Below are 18,958 nucleotides of genomic sequence, written 5' to 3'. Positions count from 1 at the left end.
AGATTAAATTTAAACAATTTTTACATATTTTGAAACGTTACCAATCAGGTTAGCAATAGAGTCATTCTGTGAAATAGCTACCTTGAAAACGGAAGGTGAATCTATGAACATTACCTATCTGCTCTTCTTTCTCTGCATTGTTATTTGCACCCTGATTATTACCTATTGGGCGGCGAGGCAAAGCAAAACGACCAATCAGTTCTATATTGCTGCCGGCAGTTTAACAGGGACGCAAAACGGGATGGCGATTGCAGGAGATTATATCAGTGCTGCTTCCTTTTTGGGTATTGTCGGAACGATTGCGATTAACGGCTTTGATGGCTTTTTGTATGCGATTGGTTTTTTAGTTTCCTATTTAATTGTTTTATTTTTTATTGCGGAGCCGGTACATCGTTTGGGAAAGTATTCCTTAGGAGATGTTATTTGCGCACGTTTTCCAAGCTATAAAATGCGGGGAATTATGGCTGTCGGAGCTTTAATTATCTCCATCTTTTATATGATTCCGCAATTAGTGGCCGCCGGGCTGTTGATTCGATTATTGTTAGATATTAATTATTCCGCTTCCGTTCTGATCATCGGAATATTAATGACGATTTATGTTGTTTTCGGTGGAATGTTCGCTACTTCCTGGGTACAAATTGTTAAAACAGTGCTGCTTTTGTCCGGTACATTTTTGTTGGCACTGATTGTATTTTCGCGATTTAACTGGAGTATCCGGAATCTTTTAGAGCAGGTTACACTTGGATCGCCCTTAGGAGATCAATTTTCATTGCCGGGGCATTTATTTAACAATCCATTGGAAACGCTTTCCTTACATCTTGCGTTAATACTGGGCACTGCCGGGCTTCCGCATATTTTAATCCGCTTATTTACTGTCAGAAATACCGTAGAAGTGCGGAAATCTCTTTTAACGGCAAGCTGGATTATTGGTGCATTTTATTTAATTGCACTCGTTTTAGGTCTTGGCGCTGTTGCTTTGGTAGGGTTTGAAGAATTGGTGCTACTCGATCCATTTGGAAATTTAGCTGCGCCATTATTAGCGGAGAGCTTAGGCGGAGATTTTTTAATGGCGTTTATCGCAGCCATTGCGTTTACTACAATTGTTGCTGTGGTAGCTGGTTTGGTTATCTCTGCGACGACTGCGTTCTCTCATGATATTTATTTCCATATCTTAAAAAGAGGAAACACTTCGGAAAAGAAACGTCTACGTGCTGCGCGCTGGACCGCATTTTTTATCGGTCTGCTGTCTACACTGCTTGCACTTGGATTGCGGAATATGAATGTAACGTTTTTGGTTTCGTTAACATTTATCGTGGCAGCTTCCAGCAATCTGCCCGTCCTTTTATTCACGATTTACTGGCGGCGCTTCAATCAAACAGGAGCAATCTCGGGGATGCTCTCAGGGCTGACTGTGTCTCTGATACTCTTATTCTTAGGTCCGCATGTGATGAATCCGGATGGCGGATGGATAGCTGCTGAGGCTGTTGTCCCTCTTTATAATCCAGGGATTATTGCGATTCCTGCCGGATTTTTAGGGGCGTATTTGGGAGCTGTTTTATCACGGAATAAGGAAAATACCGTTCCATTTGCATCCTTCTACCTGCAGGCCCAAACCGGGATAGAAGGAAGGAGAAATCGTTCATGATGGATTTGACAATGGTTTTATTCGAACGTTTAGGTCTATTGTTGGTCATTGCCTTTGTTCTTACACGCATTCCGGGCTTCCGGTCGCTGCTTTACCGCGAATTCAGTTTTAAAATGGCAGGAATTCATGCGTGTGTGTTTGGTATTTTTGGAATTGCCGGAACATTAACAGGTGTCGTTATCGGCAGTGACTTTACGGTAACGCATGCTTTTGTCTGGGAAGTGGAAGCAGACCAGATGGTGGTAAGCTCCAGCTTAGTTGCCATTGTCATGGCGGGGCTGCTAGGGGGCCCGGCGGTTGGTCTGGGAGCAGGAATTATTGCTGGTACACATTTGTTTTTCCTGGGCGGGATTGGTTTTATGGCTAATAGTCTTGTAAATCCGCTGACCGGTCTGCTTGCTGGATTTACCGCACGGTTTTTCTCGCAGGAGCGTGTTATATCACCGATAAAAGCTTTGTTCATTGGAATATTTCCTCCAATTTTATTGATGCATTTATTGCTTATTTTTGATTCACAGGATCGAACCATGGTAGAGCTGATCAACACGATTGGTTTACCGGTGGTTTTATCCAACAGTATAGCCATTGCTATTTTTACAGCAATGATTGCAATTGTCCTCAGAGAGCAGGAAAATGAAGCTGCCTTTGCAACGAGGCAGGCATTAACGATTGCGGAGGAGGCGTTGCCTTTTTTAAAAGAAGAATCCTTTCAGAAGAAGGCAGAAGGGATTGCTGATTTATTTTATGCGCGTTTGAAATTAGCTGCTGTTACCGTAACAAATGATAAAGAAGTAATGGCGCATAAAGGGCTCGGAGGCGATCATCATCGAATTGGAAATCCGTTAATCACTCAAATTTCACATCAAGCCTTAGAATCCAAAGAGATATTGGTCGCTTATTCCCAAGCAGAAATTCAATGTACGCATAAAAAATGCCCATTAGAGGCTGTGATTATTATTCCAATCTGGGAAGCACAGCAAACGATTGGGCTGATCAAATTATATTTTCGCAAACCCCAGCATATCCGTCCGGTTGAGCTAATGCTGGCGGAGGGTCTCGGTCAATTGATTGCTAATCAATTAAAAACAATCAAAGCAGAACGTCTTGAACTGCATACACGTGATGCAGAATTAAGCAATTTGCAAGCACAAATCAATCCGCATTTTCTATTTAATACCCTGCATATGATAGCTGCCTTATTTCGCAAGGAACCTGAAAAAGCACGGCATATTACAGTGCAATTGGCACATTTTATGCGCTTTAACTTAAAGCTTGTATCAACACAGCTTGTCCCATTGGAAAAGGAAACAGAGCATGTAAAAGCGTATATCGAGATTATCCAGACCCGTTTTACAGGGAGGATGCAAATCCATTTTATACAGCCGGAGGAAATGTCACATCTGCTGATTCCGCCGTCATCGATTCAGCCGCTTGTTGAAAATAGTGTCAGACATGGATTAGAACATGTTTCCGAGGGGGGAAGAGTGGATGTGAAGATGGAGCAGGTCGGCAAATGGATAAAAATAAGTGTCCAGGATAATGGTCAAGGGTTTCCAGATTCAATTTTACTGCAGGCAGGAGAGAAAGTGCTGACAGGGAAGCCGCATGGCGGAACGGGTTTGTATAATGTGAATCAGCGTTTAATCAATCTGCTTGGGGAAGAATCGAGGCTGCATGTGCGGAATTTACCTGGTGGCGGGAGTGAGGTCCATTTTACCATTCCAGCTGTGAACACTAGAAAGGAAGATGATTTATGATGAAAATTCATACGATGATTGCGGAAGATGAGCAATTGGCACGGGAAGAATTGATTTATTTATTGGAAAAGGAAAAAGACGTCAAGCTTCTGCCGAGTGCCGAGACAGGAAAACAGCTGGTTGAATTGTATAAGGAGTATGAACCGGATGTTATTTTTCTGGATGTGCATATGCCAGGCATGCGCGGTGTAGCTGCAGCCAAGAAAATAATGGAGCTTGCCTACATCAGAGCGCCGTTATTTATTTTTACTACGGCATACGAGGATTATGCTGTGGAAGCATTTGAAATAGAGGCAGTAGATTATATGCTGAAGCCATATGATACAGAAAGGTTTCAAATGGCGATGAACCGGCTCCGCAAACGCATGCAGCAATTGAAAAGCAAAGAGGAGGGACCGTCCAACCAAGGGATGACTTCCTCAGCAAAGCTTTTGATCGACAATGATGACCGGACGATTGTTCTGTCTCCGGATGCGATTTATTATGCTATGCCGCATAATCGGGTGTTGGAAATTCATACAGAGGACAAGGTAATTTACAGCAGAATGTCATTGCAGGAGCTGGAAAAGAAACTGCAAGGTCATGCTTTTTTTAGAACGCACCGCAGTTATCTGGTTAATTTAAATCATATTCAGGAAATTACACCATGGTTTAATGGCGCTAGCAATATCACATTACGTGATAAAAAGCAGACAACGATTCCCGTCAGCCGGACTGCAAGAAAGCATCTGTTTGAGTTATTTGGCAGCTAGGAAAGGAAAGACTTTCCTGGCTGTATAAGTGTAGCAAAGGTTTTTTTGAAATGAACCATTCATCACAAGATTCCAACCATTCAATCATTTATTTAAACCGTTGAAGCAAATATACATACGCACATAAGCATCTTCCTTTATAATTTAGAAAGCGTTTACAAAAAGGGATTAAAAAGGATTGAAGGAGGAATGCCAGTCCAAGGAGACAATTGCAGCTGCTGAAGGGATATGAAGAAAAAGGCAGAGAAGCGGTAATTGATTCAGATAGAAAGAAGCTGGTTAACGACTTAAAGGTGATAAAAGGTTTTTTGGCAGTTAAGAAAGTGTATACTTCCTGCATAAGTGCAACTAAGTTTTCTTTAACAGAGGGGCAGCGGTCAGAAAACCTTTTTTTCCGATTTTCGAGGAGGATGCAGATGGGTGCAGAAAAAGAATATAAGCAGAACCCTGCAAAAGAGATTGACTACGTGCAAGTAACAGAAAGCAAGTCTTTTAAAAAGCTGATGCACGATCGAAAAAAATTTATTGTGCCATTAACAATCTTTTTCCTGGTATTTTATTTCTTACTTCCGGTTTTGACTTCGTATACCACATTTTTAAATACGCCGGCGATTGGCGATATTTCTTGGGTGTGGCTGTTTGCATTAGCCCAATTTATCATGACATGGGTATTATGTACGGTTTATGTAAAAAAAGCAGCTGTTTTTGATAAACAGGCAGATGAAATTATAAAAGAAATGGAAGAAGGAGGGGAAGGACGATGAGTGCGACGGTTGTTATCCTCTTCTTGGCAATTGTTATATTAACACTTGTGATCACGTTCTTTGCTGCAAGAAAGACGCAGACAGCAGGAGATTTTTATACTGCCGGCGGAGGACTTACAGGAATGCAGAATGGACTGGCGATTGCCGGTGATTATTTATCTGCAGCCTCTTTTTTAGGGATTGCAGGTGCTATTGCTTTATATGGATTTGATGGATTTTTCTACAGCATCGGGTTTTTGATTGCATATTTAGTGGTTCTCTTCCTTGTAGCCGAACCGCTGCGTAACCTCGGCAAGTTTACACTGGCTGATATGATTAATTCCCGTTTTGACGCCAGTAAGGTTCGGGGAGCAGCGGCGCTGAATACGATAACAATCAGCACCTTTTATATGATAGCCCAGCTTGTAGGAGCTGGAGCTTTGATTCAGCTATTATTTGGTATTCCATATTGGGCGGCAGTACTGATTGTTGGTGTGATGATGACGATTTACGTTTTATTCGGCGGGATGATTGCTACAAGCTGGGTACAAATTGTCAAAGCAGTTCTGCTGATGGCCGGGATGGTCGTTATGACGTTTCTTGTCCTGTTAAAATTTAATTTTAATATCGGGCAAATGTTTACGGATGTGAAGTCTGTAACAGCGCATGGAGAAGCATACTTAATGCCGGGATTGCAATATACAGAACCGCTCAGTACGATATCGCTTATGCTGGCGTTAGTACTTGGAACTGCGGGGCTGCCTCATATTTTAATGCGGTTTTTTACTGTGCGGGATGCGCCGACGGCTAGAAGCTCTGTTGTTATCGCAACATGGGTTATCGGCATCTTCTATGTGTTGACATTATTCTTAGGCTTCGGAGCAGCAGCATTCGTTGGATATGAAAACATATTAGCTGCAAATCCGGGAGGAAATATGGCTGCCCCATTGCTTGCTCAAGTGATTGGAGGGGACATCCTGTTTGCCTTTATCTCAGCAGTTGCATTCGCAACGATTTTAGCGGTAGTAGCTGGACTTGTTCTTTCAGGAGCTTCCGCATTTGCACATGATTTATACGGACAGATTATTAAAAAGGGAAAGGCAACAGAAAGAGAGCAGGTGAGAGCCGCCCGTTACGCATCCTTGGCTGTATCTGTTCTGTCCATTGTTTTAGCTCTATTTGCTCAATATTTAAATGTGGCTTTTCTTGTCTCGCTTGCCTTTTGTATTGCGGCCAGTGCCAATCTACCGGTTATTTTGTACACCATCTATTGGAAACGATTCAATACGGCAGGAGCAGTGACGGCCATGCTGACGGGGTTATTCTCTGCATTAATCCTTGTGTCCATTAGTCCCAGCGTATTTTCACCGGTAGAAGGGGCGGCCTTATTTGTAGGAGAGCCTATCTTCCCGCTGACGAATCCGGCACTTGTTTCGGTTCCGCTCGGCTTCCTGGGTGGTTATCTAGGTACGATTCTATCGAAGGAGACGGATATGAAGCGTTATGCAGAAGTGAAAGTGAAAGCAAATACGGGATATAAGCGCAGCGGTGTAAGCCACTAAAGAGTGTATTAAAAATGCCTGCAGAAATTTTTCTGCAGGCATTTTTGGTGTGTTTAAAAAAAGTAACTCATAAGTTGATTTATCGCTTTGATAGTTAACAATAACTCCATTGAATAGCCTTATAATAAAGCATACAATAAAAGGGAAAGGAGCGTTCCTATGAGAATGAACATTGGCCCTATCATTACCGAAAAAAGAAAACAAAAAAAGATTACGCAGCAAGAACTGGCAGATTTCCTCGGTGTTTCCAAGGCATCTGTTTCCAAATGGGAGACAGGGCAAACCTATCCGGATATTACCTCTCTTCCGTTGCTTGCTGCGTACTTTAATGTAAGCATTGATTCCTTGCTGGGATATGAATCACAGCTTAATCAAAAAGAAATCCAACGTATTTATGCTTCCTTAAAGGGTTCGTTTGAAACAAAGCTGGCAGAGGATGTTTTGGTGTCTATTCGAAGCTTTATCCGCAGATATTATTCTTGTTATCCATTTATTTTGCAAATGGGATTGCTTATCATAAATCATATTGACCGGCTGCCAGGAGAAAATCTGGAGGAAAAAAACCAAAATTATATGAATGAAGCGAAGGATTTGTTTGTCCATGTACGTACACATGCAAAAGATCCGGAGTTGATTACAAAAGCTTTTAAGATGGAAGCATATTCGTTATTTACTTTAAAAGAAGCAGATCAGGTCTTAGAAATTCTTGGAGAATATCCTCCTGGGATTTTTCCGGTGGAGAGTCTGATTTCCGGAGCTTTTCAAATGAAAGGAGACACGGATCGAGCCATAGGAACGCTTCAAAGTGCATTATTTCAATATATTATTATCGTGATGAGTGCATTTACAAATTATTTGCAGGTATTAATCCATGCTCCTGATAAATTTAAAGAGACGGTCCAAAGAGGGAAAGCAATAGCAGAAACGTTTGACCTTGAATCGTTGCATCCAGTGTCGTTGATGAATTTTCAATTATCGGCCGCTTACGGATATGCACAAATGAAGGAGGAGGACGCATCGCTTTCTATACTAGAAGAATTTACAAAGGTAATAAAAGTAACGGATTTCCCACTAGTCCTGCACGGGGATGATTATTTTGATCAAGTGGATGATTGGTTGAATAATCTGGATATCGGTAATCAGATGCCAAGAGATTCTATGCTGGTAAAAGAGAATTTTATAAATGCGGTTGTAGATAATCCCTTATTTTTAAATTTAGAGGAAGGAGAAAGATTTCAGCAGATAAATAGGCAGTTGAAATGTCTCTTGGAAGGGGAGGAAGAAAAATGAATGATATTTCATTTTTAATGGATCATTTAGCGTTACTCATACCGTTGATCATGCTGCAGCTTATATTGATGGTTACAGCACTGGTTCATGTGATAAAACATCCAGATTACCGTTTTGGCAATAAAGGCATGTGGATTATTATCGTTGTACTTCTCCAAATCATTGGTCCCGTGTTTTATTTCGTATTTGGGAAAGGAGAACATGAATGAATATCTTAGAGGTGAAAAATGTTTCTAAACGTTTTGGTTCTAAACAGGTTCTGGATGGACTGGATTTAAGTGTCCCCACAGGATCCATTTTCGGCTTTGTAGGGGGAAATGGAACAGGTAAAACAACAACGATGAAGCTGATTTTAGGACTTGAAGAAACTTCAAAAGGTGATATATTTGTCGGGGGAGAAAAGGTTACTTTTGGAAATACAAAAACGAATCGAATCACAGGCTATTTATCAGATGTTCCTGAGTTTTACCATTACATGTCTGCAGAAGAATATTTATCGTTTTGCGGTGAAATTACTGGATTGACAAAAGAAAAACGAAAGCAAAAGATACAGGAAACGTTGAGACTGGTAGGTCTGGAAAGAAATAAAAAGAAAATCAAAGGTTTTTCCAGAGGAATGAAACAGCGGCTGGGGATTGCGCAGGCGATGTTAAATGATCCGGAATTACTTATTTGTGACGAGCCGACTTCTGCATTAGACCCGGAAGGAAGAAATGAATTCTTGGAACTTTTAGCCTCGTTAAAAGGGAAAATGACGATTTTATTTTCCACACATATTTTAGGCGATGTCGAGCGTATTTGCGATTATGTAGGAATTTTACATGAAGGAAAGCTGAAGGTAAATTCGTCGATAGAAGAATTGAAGCAAACCTATGCAAAACCGCAAATAGAATTGGCTTTTGATGAGGAGGCTGATTTTACTGCTCTTGCTGCAGAGTTTCATGCTTTAAAAAAACAAGAAATCATCACAGAGGTTGAGAATGTAAACGGACGGAACCAGGTTATTATTACTTATAATAAAGGTTATGCAGAGACAGCTGGATTGCTTTTAGAAAGTTTTACAGCTAACAAAATGATGCCTGTCTCTTTAAGAAAAATGAATCCTTCTCTGGAGTCTATCTTTTTGGAGGTGATTCAATGAGAAATATTTATTACTTTTCCAAAAAAGAATTTTTGGAAAGCTGGCGTACCTCTAAATTGTTTATATTAATAGCTATTTTTCTTATTTTGGGCATCATGAACCCGTTGATAGCGATTATAACACCGGATATTCTCCAGATGAGCTTTGGGGATACATTGCCAATAGATATTCCGGAACCCACCTCTCTCGATTCTTGGGGACAGTTTTACAACAATATGACACAGATGGGATTGATCGTGATTGCGCTGCTGTTCAGTGGAACAATAAGCGGAGAAGTGAGCAAAGGAACGTTGATTAACCTTGTTACAAAAGGATTGAAGCGTTCTACGATTGTAATCAGTAAAAGCATTCATTTAATTTTCCAATGGACTTGTAGTATGTTATTAGCATTTTTTGTGACCTGGGGCTACACGCTTTATTATTTCACAGATGATCATAGCCCGCATATTTTTCTGGCTGTTTTTCCATTATGGATCTTTGGAATTTTGTTAGTAACAACAATACACTTAACCTCAACCATCTCCAGAAACAGCTATGAAGGCTTATTGCTTACTGGAGGATTTGTAGTTCTGTTATTTGTCGTGAGTATCTTTGACAGGTTCGAGCGTTATAATCCGATTACACTTATTGCTGAAAACATGAACTTTTTGCAGGGTGCTTCCAGCTTAGGAAATTACATGCCTGCCATGCTTATTTCTCTTTTCTTGTCTTTGTTATTTATCTGCTTATCCATTGTCATTTTAAATAAAAAGAAATTATAGCAGTTATTAAAGAATGGTTTTCCTAATTTTCTTCCGTCATGTGATTTCATATGGCGGTTTTTTTACATAAAAAAAGAACTGATAGTCAGTCAGCTCTTTTTTGCACTCTCCTATGAGCAGGGAATACGACACGCATATTTGTTTATACCGTTATTTTAATTCAACAATTCAACGCAGATTCTCTGTCAATAGGGTGGTACCCTCTATCGTCTGGTTAAAACAAAGGCTCTGTTATACTATTCCTGTTGTACATTTATTTATGTTTTTCTTTTTATTTCTTGGGGAAGAATCATATTTTTTAAAACAAAATAAGACTACAGCAGTTATTCACTAATCAAAACATTATTGCATCCGAATCTTAAACATCGTCCCTTTCCCAACTTCACTCTCCATTTCCACCATGCCGCCGTGCGCCTGAATGATATCTCTTGAAATAGCCAGACCCAGACCGGTTCCGCGTGAAGTCGTATTCGTGCCGCGGTAATAACGATCAAAAATTTGTGCCTGTTCTTCTTTCTTGATCCCTTTCCCATCATCGCGGATGATAATACCGTCTTCTTGTACTTCTACGGTTACTTTGACGTTCTCATCATTATGAATCAAGGCATTGAAAATAAAGTTAAGTATAGCTCTTTTCATTAAATGCTGATCGATATTCCAAATTAACTCGGGTGCGTAGCTGCTAAAGTCAATGTCACGTGTTTGGAATTGCGGGTCATTTAGTAAATCAATAATCATTTTTCGGACAAAGCCTTCTACCCGGATTTCCTGAAGATTCAATGTCATTTCCTGGTTTCTTAGCCGCATCGTTAAATTAAAATCATCCAGCAGCTCTTTCATATAGAGTGATTGCCGTTCAATGACTTCGGCATATTCTAAGCGTTCTTCTGCAGAGATATCCTCATTGCTTAGCAGCTCCGCATAACCTCGGATGGATGCGAGCGGTGTTTTAATATCATGTGAAACGTTGCTGATCCATTCATTACGCATCTGTTCCAGTTTTTGCCGTTCATTTTCATGAGCCTGCAAGGTTTCAGATACATCGTTTAAGTTAGAGAAAACGCGTTTAAATACCCCTGGACGCTTCATTTTCTTCGGTTCAAACTTTCTTTCCTTCAGCTCGCTGATTCGTTCTATGATGCGCGAGACTGGTTTGGTCAGCACGGTACTGAATAGAAATCCGACAATAAAGGCGATAATTAAATCGACTATAATAATCGCACCTAGGAATTGGGAAGCGTATGTCAGAAACTGTTGCGGGTCAGCCATAATAATGGTCCGTTGCTGCTTGGAATCCGGAACACCAATGATATAGCTGAAGCCCTCATATTCTCCGATAAAGTAGGTATTCAAATCATCATCCATATATTTATATTTATGAACTAAATCAATCGGTGTATAGTGTGTAGCCGCATTATCTGGTGCGAATTCATCGGATAACACATTTCCATTTTCGTCTAATATTTGCAGCCAGGCTCCAAATCGGGTCAGTGCATCCTTTCCTTCTTCGGATACAACAGGTTCGCCGTCTTCCATAGACAAATAGTAAAAGAAGGAACGGGTAAAGTTTTCTCCTGTATCATGAATGATATCTTCTGGATCCTCATTGTGCTGAGACAATATTAACGCAAGCAGAATAACGGTATTCACAATGCTGACGATAAAAACAATACTGAGAATGGAAATAAGGTAGCGAATGGTGAGTTTCCATTTCATGGTGCACTTTCTCCTTTATCAAATAAAAATCTCTTCATCATGTAAACATAGAAGCAGTTTATGGGTTAAAGCGATAGCCGAGTCCTTTTACCGTAACAATGTAGGCGGGTTCTGAAGGATTTTCTTCAATTTTCTCCCGCAGTCTGCGGATATGCACCATCAATGTATTATCTGCTCCGTAAAAGTCTTCACCCCATACGGTTTCGAATAAGGTTTCCTTACTTAAAATATGCTTCGGGTTGCGCATAAAGCACGCCATTAAGCCGACTTCCTTCGCCGTCAGCTCTAACACCCTGCCATCCTTGCTTATTTCTGTTTCATCCCCATTAATCGTAAATTCGCCAATATTTTTATCTGCTTGCGCTGGGGCGTGCGAGCTGGAAGCTTCCATGGAATAGATACCTGCCCGGCGCAGCTGCGCTTTCACACGGTAAGCCATTTCTTTAGGACTGAAAGGCTTCGTAATATAATCATCTCCGCCAATAGCAAGTCCGAGTATTTTATCGATTTCATCTGATTTCGCGGACAAAAATAGAATTGGAATACGTGATATTTCACGGATTTTCCGGCATAAATCATAGCCTTCGCCGTCCGGAAGCATCACATCCAATATCGCCAAATCGGGCTCAAATTTAACAAATTGCTGCCATCCTTCCCGGATAGAGCCGGCTGTTGCAATTTCGGTCATCCCCTCTTTTTGCAGAGCTGTTTTCATTAACTGACATAAGTCCTGTTCGTCATCCACGATTAAAATTTTTGGCTTTTCCATGCTGTGTTCCCGCCTTTCTTATTTATATATATAGTGAGGTTTTCTTTTATCATTTACTAAAAAGTTGAATTATTACTATCTTAACAGGAATTCGTCAACTATGAGTGAGATTTAAACATTTTGTAAGGTTAGATTGATGGCTGTTTAAGGATGAAGGTCTATAGTAAAAATATAGAACGTTCACAGGGAATATATAAAAGAGGTGCAAAAATAATGGAGCATTTATTAAAAGTAGATGGTGTTGAAAAAATATATGGAAAAGGCGCTAATACATTTCAAGCGCTGAAAGACATATCCTTTACCATTGATCATGGTGAATTTGTCGGAGTGATGGGACCTTCTGGAGCAGGAAAATCAACGCTTCTTAATGTACTCGCAACGATCGATACACCGACAAAAGGGGATATTTATGTAGAGGCAGACAATATTGCCAAGATGAAAGAGGATAAGCTGGCAGATTTTCGCCGCGATCATTTAGGCTTTATTTTTCAGGATTATAATTTATTAGATTCCTTAACGGTAAAGGAAAATATTCTGCTGCCGTTAGCGATTGCCAAACAGCCGGCGAAGGAAATTGAAGAGAAGGTAAATGCCATTTCCCGTTCGTTTGGCATCGAGGATTTATTGGATAAATATCCGTATCAAATTTCCGGGGGACAAAAGCAGCGTACTGCTTCCTGTCGTGCACTCGTGTCGAACCCGAAGCTTATTTTTGCGGATGAACCGACAGGAGCGCTTGATTCCAAGTCAGCTACCGATTTGTTGGAGAGCTTAAGCAATTTGAATGAAGCGCATGAAACAACGGTGATGATGGTAACACATGATGCTTATGCAGCAAGCTTTTGCAGACGTATTCTGTTTATAAGAGATGGAGGTCTGTCGCAGGAGCTTATTCGCGGCACGCATACACGAAAGGAATTTTTCCAGATGATATTAGATGAATTGGCAGAAGCAGGCGGTGACGGGAATGACCTTATTTGATTTAGCATTAAAAAATATTCGCAGAAACATGAAGAGCTATGGATTATATATTGGTTCCACGATTTTCTCGATTATTATTTATTTTACCTTTGCCATGCTGAAGCATAGTGATGATATCAGCGGATTGGCAGAGACTTCGAAACAAATGCAGGCAGTGATGAGCGCTTCCGCATTTGTACTGATGATTTTTGTGGCTATATTTATTTTGTATTCTAATTCCTTTTTTATGAAAAAGAGGAAAAAGGAAGTTGCGCTTTATTCCTTATTAGGCGTACGTAAACGATCGATTGGTTTTTTACTATTCTTTGAAAATATCGTGATTGGACTGATTGCATTAGTTATCGGGGTGGGGTTAGGCTTCTTATTGTCGCAAGCCTTACTAGCTCTATTATTAAAATTAATGGGCTTATCATTATCTGTTGGTTTTGCTTTCTCCATGCAGGCAGTGATTGAGACAGTAGTGGTCTTCTTCCTGATCTTTTTAGTTACTTCTCTGCTCGGTTATCGGGTGATTTATAAATTTAAGCTCATTGATTTATTCCATGCGGAGAAAAAAGGGGAAGCACAGCCAAAAGCACGCATCCTTTCTGCGCTGATTGGTGTACTCGCTCTAGCTGGAGCCTATTGGCTGGCGCTTCAGGATTTAATGACCTCTTCCGCCTGGCGGATTTTCGGCTTAGCGATGCCGCTGATAATCATCGGTTTAACGATTTTAGGGTCTTATCTTTTATTTAACAGTGTGCTTGTTTATGTTTTAAATCTATTGAAAAAGAGTAAGAAGTGGGCTTGGAAAGGACTTAATCTGATGACCTCCTCCCAGCTTCTTTACCGGATTCGAGGGAATGCGAAAACATTAACGATTATTGCAACGTTGAGTGCGACAACGATTACGGCAGGCGGAGCAATATTCGGGACGTATTATAATACCGAAAAAAATGTAGAACAATTTACACCCTTCTCCTTTATGTGGGAGGGAGAGGAACAGGACATCGATTCAGGTATAGTAGAAGATGCGGTCAGCTTTGAGGCGAAGGACATTACCGTAGAAGGAGAAGTATATGATCAGTCCTATTATGTCATTGACGAAGAAACGTTTATGAGGCTGACAGAAGCGCTCGGCTGGGATGTAGAAAATGTTGATTTAGCAAACGATGAAGTCATCATGGCTGATCCCTTTTATGATGAACGGTTGGAAGAGAAAGCAGAAACGGTAGAAGTAGGTAATGACGTGAAAGCGGTGGATCAGTTTTTTGAACAACCGCTGTTCAATATTCAAACTCTGCCAGGAATAACTTTAGTGATGGATGATGCGTCATTTCAAGAGCTGGATGGCGGGGAAGGCACTTATCAGGCTGTACAAACCGCTGATTATAAGGAACATTTAGAGCTTTCCAAAGAGCTGGAAGCAAAAACAGAGCATTTCTCCAGTGCTGTCCAAAGTTATCAGGATTCCATCGAATCATCGGGGGCGATGTTATTTGTCGGCAGCTTTTTGGGGCTGGTATTTTTAGTGGCTACAGGCAGCATTATCTTCTTTAAAATGATGACGGAAGCGGAAGAAGATAAGGATAAATATACCGTTCTATATAAGATCGGCGTGTCTAAAAAAGAAATGAAAAAAACCGTCCGTTATCAAGTCGGTCTTATTTTCTTAGCACCGCTGGTATTAGGTCTGATGCATGGAGCTGTTGCTTTAATGGCATTTTCTAATTTATTAGATATGAACTTATGGGAGCCGGTTATTATATGGATGGCTGCCTACACATTGATTTATATTTTATATTACGTGGTTACGGTTCGGGGATTTAATAAAACAATCACCCAGACCGCCGCACAGGAGGGGTAAAATGAAGAAAATAATGGCTTTAGTAATTGGTGTTGTAGTTTTATTTGTTGCTGCAGTTGTAGTGTTGATGACGGTAGACTTTAATCGGACAGGGAAGGATAATGCTTACGTTCAAATCGACGAATCAGCATATACGGAAGAAGATAAGCTGGATAATGGTGAAGTAATGAAGACGTATTGGTATGAGCAGTCGGCTTATACAGAGGACGGGGAAGAAATTCAGGTTGAATTTTCCGCCCAGAAGGAATTGCGTCAGGGAGCATATCTGATGCTCTACGTGAATAAGGATAATGAAGTTTCTTCGTATGATGAAGTAAGTGAAGCGGAATTGCCGGATGAGGTGAAGGAAGCGTTGTAGTTTAGCAGCTAACAGCCTGGTAAGGTATAAAACATTTATATCTTATCAGGCTGTTTTTGTGCAGTTTAACACCCATTCTTTACGTTGAGACAGAAAGACTATATGATTAAGAATAGATAAATGAAAGCGGGCCAAAAGGAGAAGATTTTTATGAAACCTAAGATTCAGGATGTCGCGAAAGTTGCTGGAGTATCTCCAACAACAGTTTCTCGTGTACTGAACGATAGAGGATACATCAGTAGCAAAACGAAAGAAAAAGTGTTTGCAGCGATGAAGGAAATCAATTATATACCGAATGACCTTGCACGTTCACTGTATAATAAGCGTACCTACTTGATTGGTGTTATCGTACCTTCTACTAACCATCCTTTTTTTGGTGAGCTAGTGGATAATATTGAGAGGATATGTAATGACAAAGGATATAAAGTTTTGTTATGCAACAGTTTGCAAGAGGCAGAAAAAGAAAAAAAATATTGGGACATGCTGCAGCGTAATCAAGTAGATGGGGTAATTGTTGTCACGTATAATCGCGGCTTAGTTGATAAGGAGCAGCAATTTCCTGCAGTTGTGATTGACCATTATCTATCGGAGAATATTCATGTTGTCAGCTCAGATAACTTTCAAGGCGGAGAAATGGCAACGAAAGAGTTGATAGAAGCCGGATGTGAAAATATCATTCATATTAATGGAGATGTGAATTTGGAAACACCAGCAAATGAAAGACAATATGCTTATGAAAAAGTGATGCATGATGCAGGAAGAATACCTTTAACGTATCATGTACCGAATGTTGCTTATTTAGAAAGCAATATTGATATTATAAAACAGCTTTTTAAGGAAAATCCAGATGTGGATGGTATATTTGCCAGTGATGATTTATTAGCTATTCGTACTTTACAGTATGCTGAAAGTTTGGGTTATAAAATACCTGAGGATTTAAAAATTATTGGTTATGATGGAACAGGTCTGATTCGTTCGATTTATCCTGATTTATCGACGATTATTCAGCCTACATATCAAATTGCAGAAAATGCTGTGGAAACATTGATTCAGGAGATTGATGGGAAGCCCCATGATTTGAAAGAAAAAACATTCCCGGTTTCCCTGTGGAAAGGGAAAACAACAGGTCATGTAACATGAAGAACAATATGTTTATTCCTATTTAGACGGAGAAAAAAGGATGAAATAATATCCCAATGAGAAAAATCTGCTATAATAATCAAACAATAAGAGTGATAGATAAGGAGTGTTTTCAAAATGATAGGAGCAATTGAAGCAGGTGGAACAAAGTTTGTATGTGCAGTAGGTAATCCGGACGGAACCATTTTAGATCGAACTGCTTTTCCGACAACAACACCTGAAGAAACATTAGCACGGGTGGAAGAATTTTTTTCTAAGTATTCGATTGAAAAAATGGGAGTAGGAGCTTTTGGACCAATCAATTTACGGGCAGACAGTGAAAACTATGGCGCGATTGAAAACACCCCGAAAGTTCCTTGGCGTTATTATCCTCTTTTGGAAGAATTAGAAAAACGTTTTAATATACCGGTAGCTATTAATACAGATGTTATTGCATCGAGTATGGGAGAGTATGAATACGGTATTGGAAAAGATGCCTCCAGCTGTCTTTACATAACAGTAGGTACAGGTATTGGGGCTGGGCTTGTTCAAGATGGCAAACCGTTTCAAGGAAGAAACCATTCGGAAATGGGCCATGTTATATTAAAAAAACATCCGGAAGATGATTTTGAAGGAGCATGCCCAAGCCATGGAGCCTGCTTAGAAGGATTAGCTGCAGGACCGGCAATCGAAGCGCGTTATGGACGCAAGGGAGCGGAATTAGCTGATGAGGATCATGTTTGGGAAATAGAAGCATATTACCTTGCACAGGCTATATTGGATTATTTTGTTATTCTTTCTCCAGAAAAAATTATTCTTGGCGGCGGAGTAATGAAGCAGGAAAAGCTCTATCCAATGATTCGTGAAAAATTTATGGAATTGTTGAACGGCTATATAGAAGTAGAGAATGTAGATGAGTTGATTGTAGCCCCGGGATTAGATGACGATCAAGGGGTAAAAGGCTGTATTGCATTAGCGATGAAAAAATAGATGAAAAAAAGAGATGAATCGGAGGTGGTGATTAGCCAGCCTGGGTTCATCTCTTTTTGCTATTATAGATAAATTTAAACGTAAGAGACTTCCCTGTAATAAGACATTAACAATATGCCATAAGCTTGTAAAAATTTTAAAAAGTATATGACAACCGGTTGACATATGAAACCGGTTGTCATATAATCTTTTGTAAGCAGTTACAATAAACTGAAAATGAAAAGGGGATTAGTGATGAAAAAGTTATCTGTACTTGTCGGTGTCGTGTGTGCAGTTTTGTTCTTAGCAGCTTGTGGCAGTGGAGGAAGCTCTGAAGCAAATGATAATGAGATAGTTGTTTGGTTCCATACTTCATTAGAAACGCCTGAAGGAGAAGCAATGCAAAATACTATTGACCGTTTCAATGAAGAATATGAAGGAGAATATACAGCAACAGCAGAATTTGTTCCCCGCAGCGGAAGTGGTGGAGGATATGAAGATAAAATTAATGCAGCATTAACAACAGATACTTTACCCGATGTCTTAACATTAGATGGTCCGAATACAGCAGCATATGCAGAATCTGGAATTATTGCTCCAGTCGATGAATATCTCACCAACAAAGATGATTTACTGCCGAGCATTATTGAACAAGGTACGTACGATGACCAGATGTATGGAGTCGGCTTTTCAGAATCTGGAGTAGGTATTTTCTATAATAAGCAAATGTTTGAACAAGCGGGAATAGACTTGGAAACGTTGCCGACAGTGGACGAGCCGTGGGATTGGGATCAATTCATAGAACTGAATGAAACATTGCATAATGAATTTGACAAGCCAGTTATTGATATGGGATTCGACGATAAGAGCGAATGGTTAATGTACGCATTTACTCCTTTCTTATGGTCGCAAGGTGGAGATGTCGTTTCTGAAGACGGCACAACAGCTGAAGGCGTTTTAAACGACGAGAATGGCGTCAAAGCGTTCACATTTATCCAGGATATGGTGAAAAATGGTTACAGTACGATTACACCGGTGGAAAAAGGGTTCCATACTGGAGAATACGCAATGAAGCTTGGCGGCTCATGGACAATTGCAGAGCTTGAAGAATATCCAGATATTGAATACGGTGTGATGCCATATCCAACGTCTCCAGATACAGGTGAACTTGTATCACCATCAGGAAGCTGGCAATATGCAATGTCTGCTTCTTCTGAAAAACAGGAAGCAGCAGGAGCATTAATTGATTTTATGGTATCTACGGAATCATTATCAGAAATGTCATTAGCAAATAGTGTTCTGCCGGCATCTTACTCGGCAATTGATGAAATTACAGATGAAGTAAGTGATGAAATGAATGTTTTAATTGAACAGAACGCAGCGTCTGCACAAGCTCGTCCGCTTCTGCCTAATTACCCGCAAGTAAGCCGTATTTTTCAGGATACAATAAGCGACACAACTTATTATGAAGAAAATAGTGACATTCAAGCGTTGCTTGATGACAAGGCAGCACAAATTCAGAGTGCATTAGATTAATCTAGAAAATTAC

17 protein-coding genes are annotated in these 18,958 nt (G+C 40.2%); 15 read left to right on the top strand and 2 right to left on the bottom strand.

Annotated elements, in window-relative coordinates; genetic code table 11:
• The first annotated feature begins 103 nt into the window (after positions 1-103).
• The 9 genes from ACW0TQ_RS12270 (at position 104) to ACW0TQ_RS12230 (ending at position 9,651) form a co-directional block, all read left to right on the top strand.
• The gene (locus ACW0TQ_RS12270; protein WP_289584490.1) at positions 104-1,645 is read left to right on the top strand and encodes a solute symporter family protein; all 1,542 of its coding nucleotides are present in this window, start codon (positions 104-106) and stop codon (positions 1,643-1,645) included.
• On the top strand, positions 1,642-3,402 hold the full coding sequence (locus ACW0TQ_RS12265) for a LytS/YhcK type 5TM receptor domain-containing protein (protein ID WP_193064467.1): 1,761 nt from the start codon (positions 1,642-1,644) through the stop codon (positions 3,400-3,402). The genes ACW0TQ_RS12270 and ACW0TQ_RS12265 overlap by 4 nt, the downstream gene beginning before the upstream one ends.
• Positions 3,399-4,154 carry a LytR/AlgR family response regulator transcription factor gene (locus tag ACW0TQ_RS12260; protein ID WP_332094075.1) on the top strand — a complete coding sequence of 252 codons (756 nt, stop codon included), beginning with the start codon at positions 3,399-3,401 and terminating at the stop codon, positions 4,152-4,154. Before ACW0TQ_RS12265 ends, ACW0TQ_RS12260 begins: the two co-directional genes overlap by 4 nt.
• 416 nt (positions 4,155-4,570) lie before the next feature.
• Positions 4,571-4,918 (top strand): DUF485 domain-containing protein, encoded by a 348-nt coding sequence (locus ACW0TQ_RS12255; protein WP_042535655.1) that lies wholly within the window; start codon positions 4,571-4,573, stop codon positions 4,916-4,918.
• Entirely contained in the window at positions 4,915-6,459 is a 1,545-nt protein-coding gene (locus ACW0TQ_RS12250) for a solute symporter family protein (RefSeq protein WP_193064468.1), read from the top strand. The genes ACW0TQ_RS12255 and ACW0TQ_RS12250 overlap by 4 nt, the downstream gene beginning before the upstream one ends.
• Before the next feature lie 159 nt (positions 6,460-6,618).
• The gene (locus ACW0TQ_RS12245; protein ID WP_256705292.1) at positions 6,619-7,749 is read left to right on the top strand and encodes a helix-turn-helix domain-containing protein; all 1,131 of its coding nucleotides are present in this window, start codon (positions 6,619-6,621) and stop codon (positions 7,747-7,749) included.
• Positions 7,746-7,958, top strand: coding sequence for a PLDc N-terminal domain-containing protein (locus ACW0TQ_RS12240; protein ID WP_256705291.1), 213 nt, complete (start codon positions 7,746-7,748; stop codon positions 7,956-7,958). The genes ACW0TQ_RS12245 and ACW0TQ_RS12240 overlap by 4 nt, the downstream gene beginning before the upstream one ends.
• The gene (locus tag ACW0TQ_RS12235; RefSeq protein WP_256705290.1) at positions 7,955-8,890 is read left to right on the top strand and encodes an ABC transporter ATP-binding protein; all 936 of its coding nucleotides are present in this window, start codon (positions 7,955-7,957) and stop codon (positions 8,888-8,890) included. The genes ACW0TQ_RS12240 and ACW0TQ_RS12235 overlap by 4 nt, the downstream gene beginning before the upstream one ends.
• Entirely contained in the window at positions 8,887-9,651 is a 765-nt protein-coding gene (locus ACW0TQ_RS12230; protein ID WP_256705289.1) for an ABC transporter permease, read from the top strand. The genes ACW0TQ_RS12235 and ACW0TQ_RS12230 overlap by 4 nt, the downstream gene beginning before the upstream one ends.
• Positions 9,652-9,993: 342 nt before the next feature.
• On the opposite strand, the gene ACW0TQ_RS12225 is transcribed toward ACW0TQ_RS12230, so the two are convergent.
• Complete coding sequence (locus tag ACW0TQ_RS12225; protein ID WP_256705288.1) at positions 9,994-11,367, bottom strand: sensor histidine kinase; 1,374 nt, start codon at positions 11,365-11,367, stop codon at positions 9,994-9,996.
• 58 nt (positions 11,368-11,425) lie between these two features.
• Positions 11,426-12,136 carry a response regulator transcription factor gene (locus tag ACW0TQ_RS12220; RefSeq protein WP_042529071.1) on the bottom strand — a complete coding sequence of 237 codons (711 nt, stop codon included), beginning with the start codon at positions 12,134-12,136 and terminating at the stop codon, positions 11,426-11,428.
• 213 nt (positions 12,137-12,349) lie between these two features.
• Between ACW0TQ_RS12220 and ACW0TQ_RS12215 the strand changes: the two genes are divergently transcribed.
• From ACW0TQ_RS12215 to ACW0TQ_RS12190, 6 genes are all read left to right on the top strand, one after another.
• Positions 12,350-13,117 carry an ABC transporter ATP-binding protein gene (locus tag ACW0TQ_RS12215; protein WP_455725712.1) on the top strand — a complete coding sequence of 256 codons (768 nt, stop codon included), beginning with the start codon at positions 12,350-12,352 and terminating at the stop codon, positions 13,115-13,117.
• Positions 13,074-14,963 carry an ABC transporter permease gene (locus tag ACW0TQ_RS12210; protein ID WP_455725711.1) on the top strand — a complete coding sequence of 630 codons (1,890 nt, stop codon included), beginning with the start codon at positions 13,074-13,076 and terminating at the stop codon, positions 14,961-14,963. The genes ACW0TQ_RS12215 and ACW0TQ_RS12210 overlap by 44 nt, the downstream gene beginning before the upstream one ends.
• Position 14,964: 1 nt before the next feature.
• Positions 14,965-15,321 carry a YxeA family protein gene (locus tag ACW0TQ_RS12205; RefSeq protein WP_368901007.1) on the top strand — a complete coding sequence of 119 codons (357 nt, stop codon included), beginning with the start codon at positions 14,965-14,967 and terminating at the stop codon, positions 15,319-15,321.
• Between the two features lie 150 nt (positions 15,322-15,471).
• On the top strand, positions 15,472-16,461 hold the full coding sequence (locus ACW0TQ_RS12200; protein ID WP_042529080.1) for a LacI family DNA-binding transcriptional regulator: 990 nt from the start codon (positions 15,472-15,474) through the stop codon (positions 16,459-16,461).
• A 117-nt stretch (positions 16,462-16,578) separates the two neighbouring features.
• Positions 16,579-17,430: an ROK family protein gene (locus ACW0TQ_RS12195; RefSeq protein WP_368901006.1), complete on the top strand. Its 852-nt coding sequence runs from the start codon at positions 16,579-16,581 to the stop codon at positions 17,428-17,430.
• 234 nt (positions 17,431-17,664) lie between these two features.
• Positions 17,665-18,945 carry an ABC transporter substrate-binding protein gene (locus ACW0TQ_RS12190; protein WP_193064473.1) on the top strand — a complete coding sequence of 427 codons (1,281 nt, stop codon included), beginning with the start codon at positions 17,665-17,667 and terminating at the stop codon, positions 18,943-18,945.
• The last annotated feature ends 13 nt before the right edge of the window (positions 18,946-18,958 follow it).

This window comes from Oceanobacillus sp. M60, from assembly GCF_053839645.1.
The sequence above is the reverse complement of the archived record's forward strand: the minus strand, read 5'-3'. Positions and strand labels throughout refer to the sequence as shown.

Bases quoted from the DNA above. Each gene is read 5' to 3' on its own strand.
- ACW0TQ_RS12270 (WP_289584490.1), top strand. From the start codon at position 104: ATGAACATTACCTATCTGCTCTTCTTTCTCTGCATTGTTATTTGCACC.
- ACW0TQ_RS12265 (WP_193064467.1), top strand. From the start codon at position 1,642: ATGATGGATTTGACAATGGTTTTATTCGAACGTTTAGGTCTATTGTTG.
- ACW0TQ_RS12260 (WP_332094075.1), top strand. From the start codon at position 3,399: ATGATGAAAATTCATACGATGATTGCGGAAGATGAGCAATTGGCACGG.
- ACW0TQ_RS12255 (WP_042535655.1), top strand. From the start codon at position 4,571: ATGGGTGCAGAAAAAGAATATAAGCAGAACCCTGCAAAAGAGATTGAC.
- ACW0TQ_RS12250 (WP_193064468.1), top strand. From the start codon at position 4,915: ATGAGTGCGACGGTTGTTATCCTCTTCTTGGCAATTGTTATATTAACA.
- ACW0TQ_RS12245 (WP_256705292.1), top strand. From the start codon at position 6,619: ATGAGAATGAACATTGGCCCTATCATTACCGAAAAAAGAAAACAAAAA.
- ACW0TQ_RS12240 (WP_256705291.1), top strand. From the start codon at position 7,746: ATGAATGATATTTCATTTTTAATGGATCATTTAGCGTTACTCATACCG.
- ACW0TQ_RS12235 (WP_256705290.1), top strand. From the start codon at position 7,955: ATGAATATCTTAGAGGTGAAAAATGTTTCTAAACGTTTTGGTTCTAAA.
- ACW0TQ_RS12230 (WP_256705289.1), top strand. From the start codon at position 8,887: ATGAGAAATATTTATTACTTTTCCAAAAAAGAATTTTTGGAAAGCTGG.
- ACW0TQ_RS12225 (WP_256705288.1), bottom strand. From the start codon at position 11,367: ATGAAATGGAAACTCACCATTCGCTACCTTATTTCCATTCTCAGTATT.
- ACW0TQ_RS12220 (WP_042529071.1), bottom strand. From the start codon at position 12,136: ATGGAAAAGCCAAAAATTTTAATCGTGGATGACGAACAGGACTTATGT.
- ACW0TQ_RS12215 (WP_455725712.1), top strand. From the start codon at position 12,350: ATGGAGCATTTATTAAAAGTAGATGGTGTTGAAAAAATATATGGAAAA.
- ACW0TQ_RS12210 (WP_455725711.1), top strand. From the start codon at position 13,074: ATGAATTGGCAGAAGCAGGCGGTGACGGGAATGACCTTATTTGATTTA.
- ACW0TQ_RS12205 (WP_368901007.1), top strand. From the start codon at position 14,965: ATGAAGAAAATAATGGCTTTAGTAATTGGTGTTGTAGTTTTATTTGTT.
- ACW0TQ_RS12200 (WP_042529080.1), top strand. From the start codon at position 15,472: ATGAAACCTAAGATTCAGGATGTCGCGAAAGTTGCTGGAGTATCTCCA.
- ACW0TQ_RS12195 (WP_368901006.1), top strand. From the start codon at position 16,579: ATGATAGGAGCAATTGAAGCAGGTGGAACAAAGTTTGTATGTGCAGTA.
- ACW0TQ_RS12190 (WP_193064473.1), top strand. From the start codon at position 17,665: ATGAAAAAGTTATCTGTACTTGTCGGTGTCGTGTGTGCAGTTTTGTTC.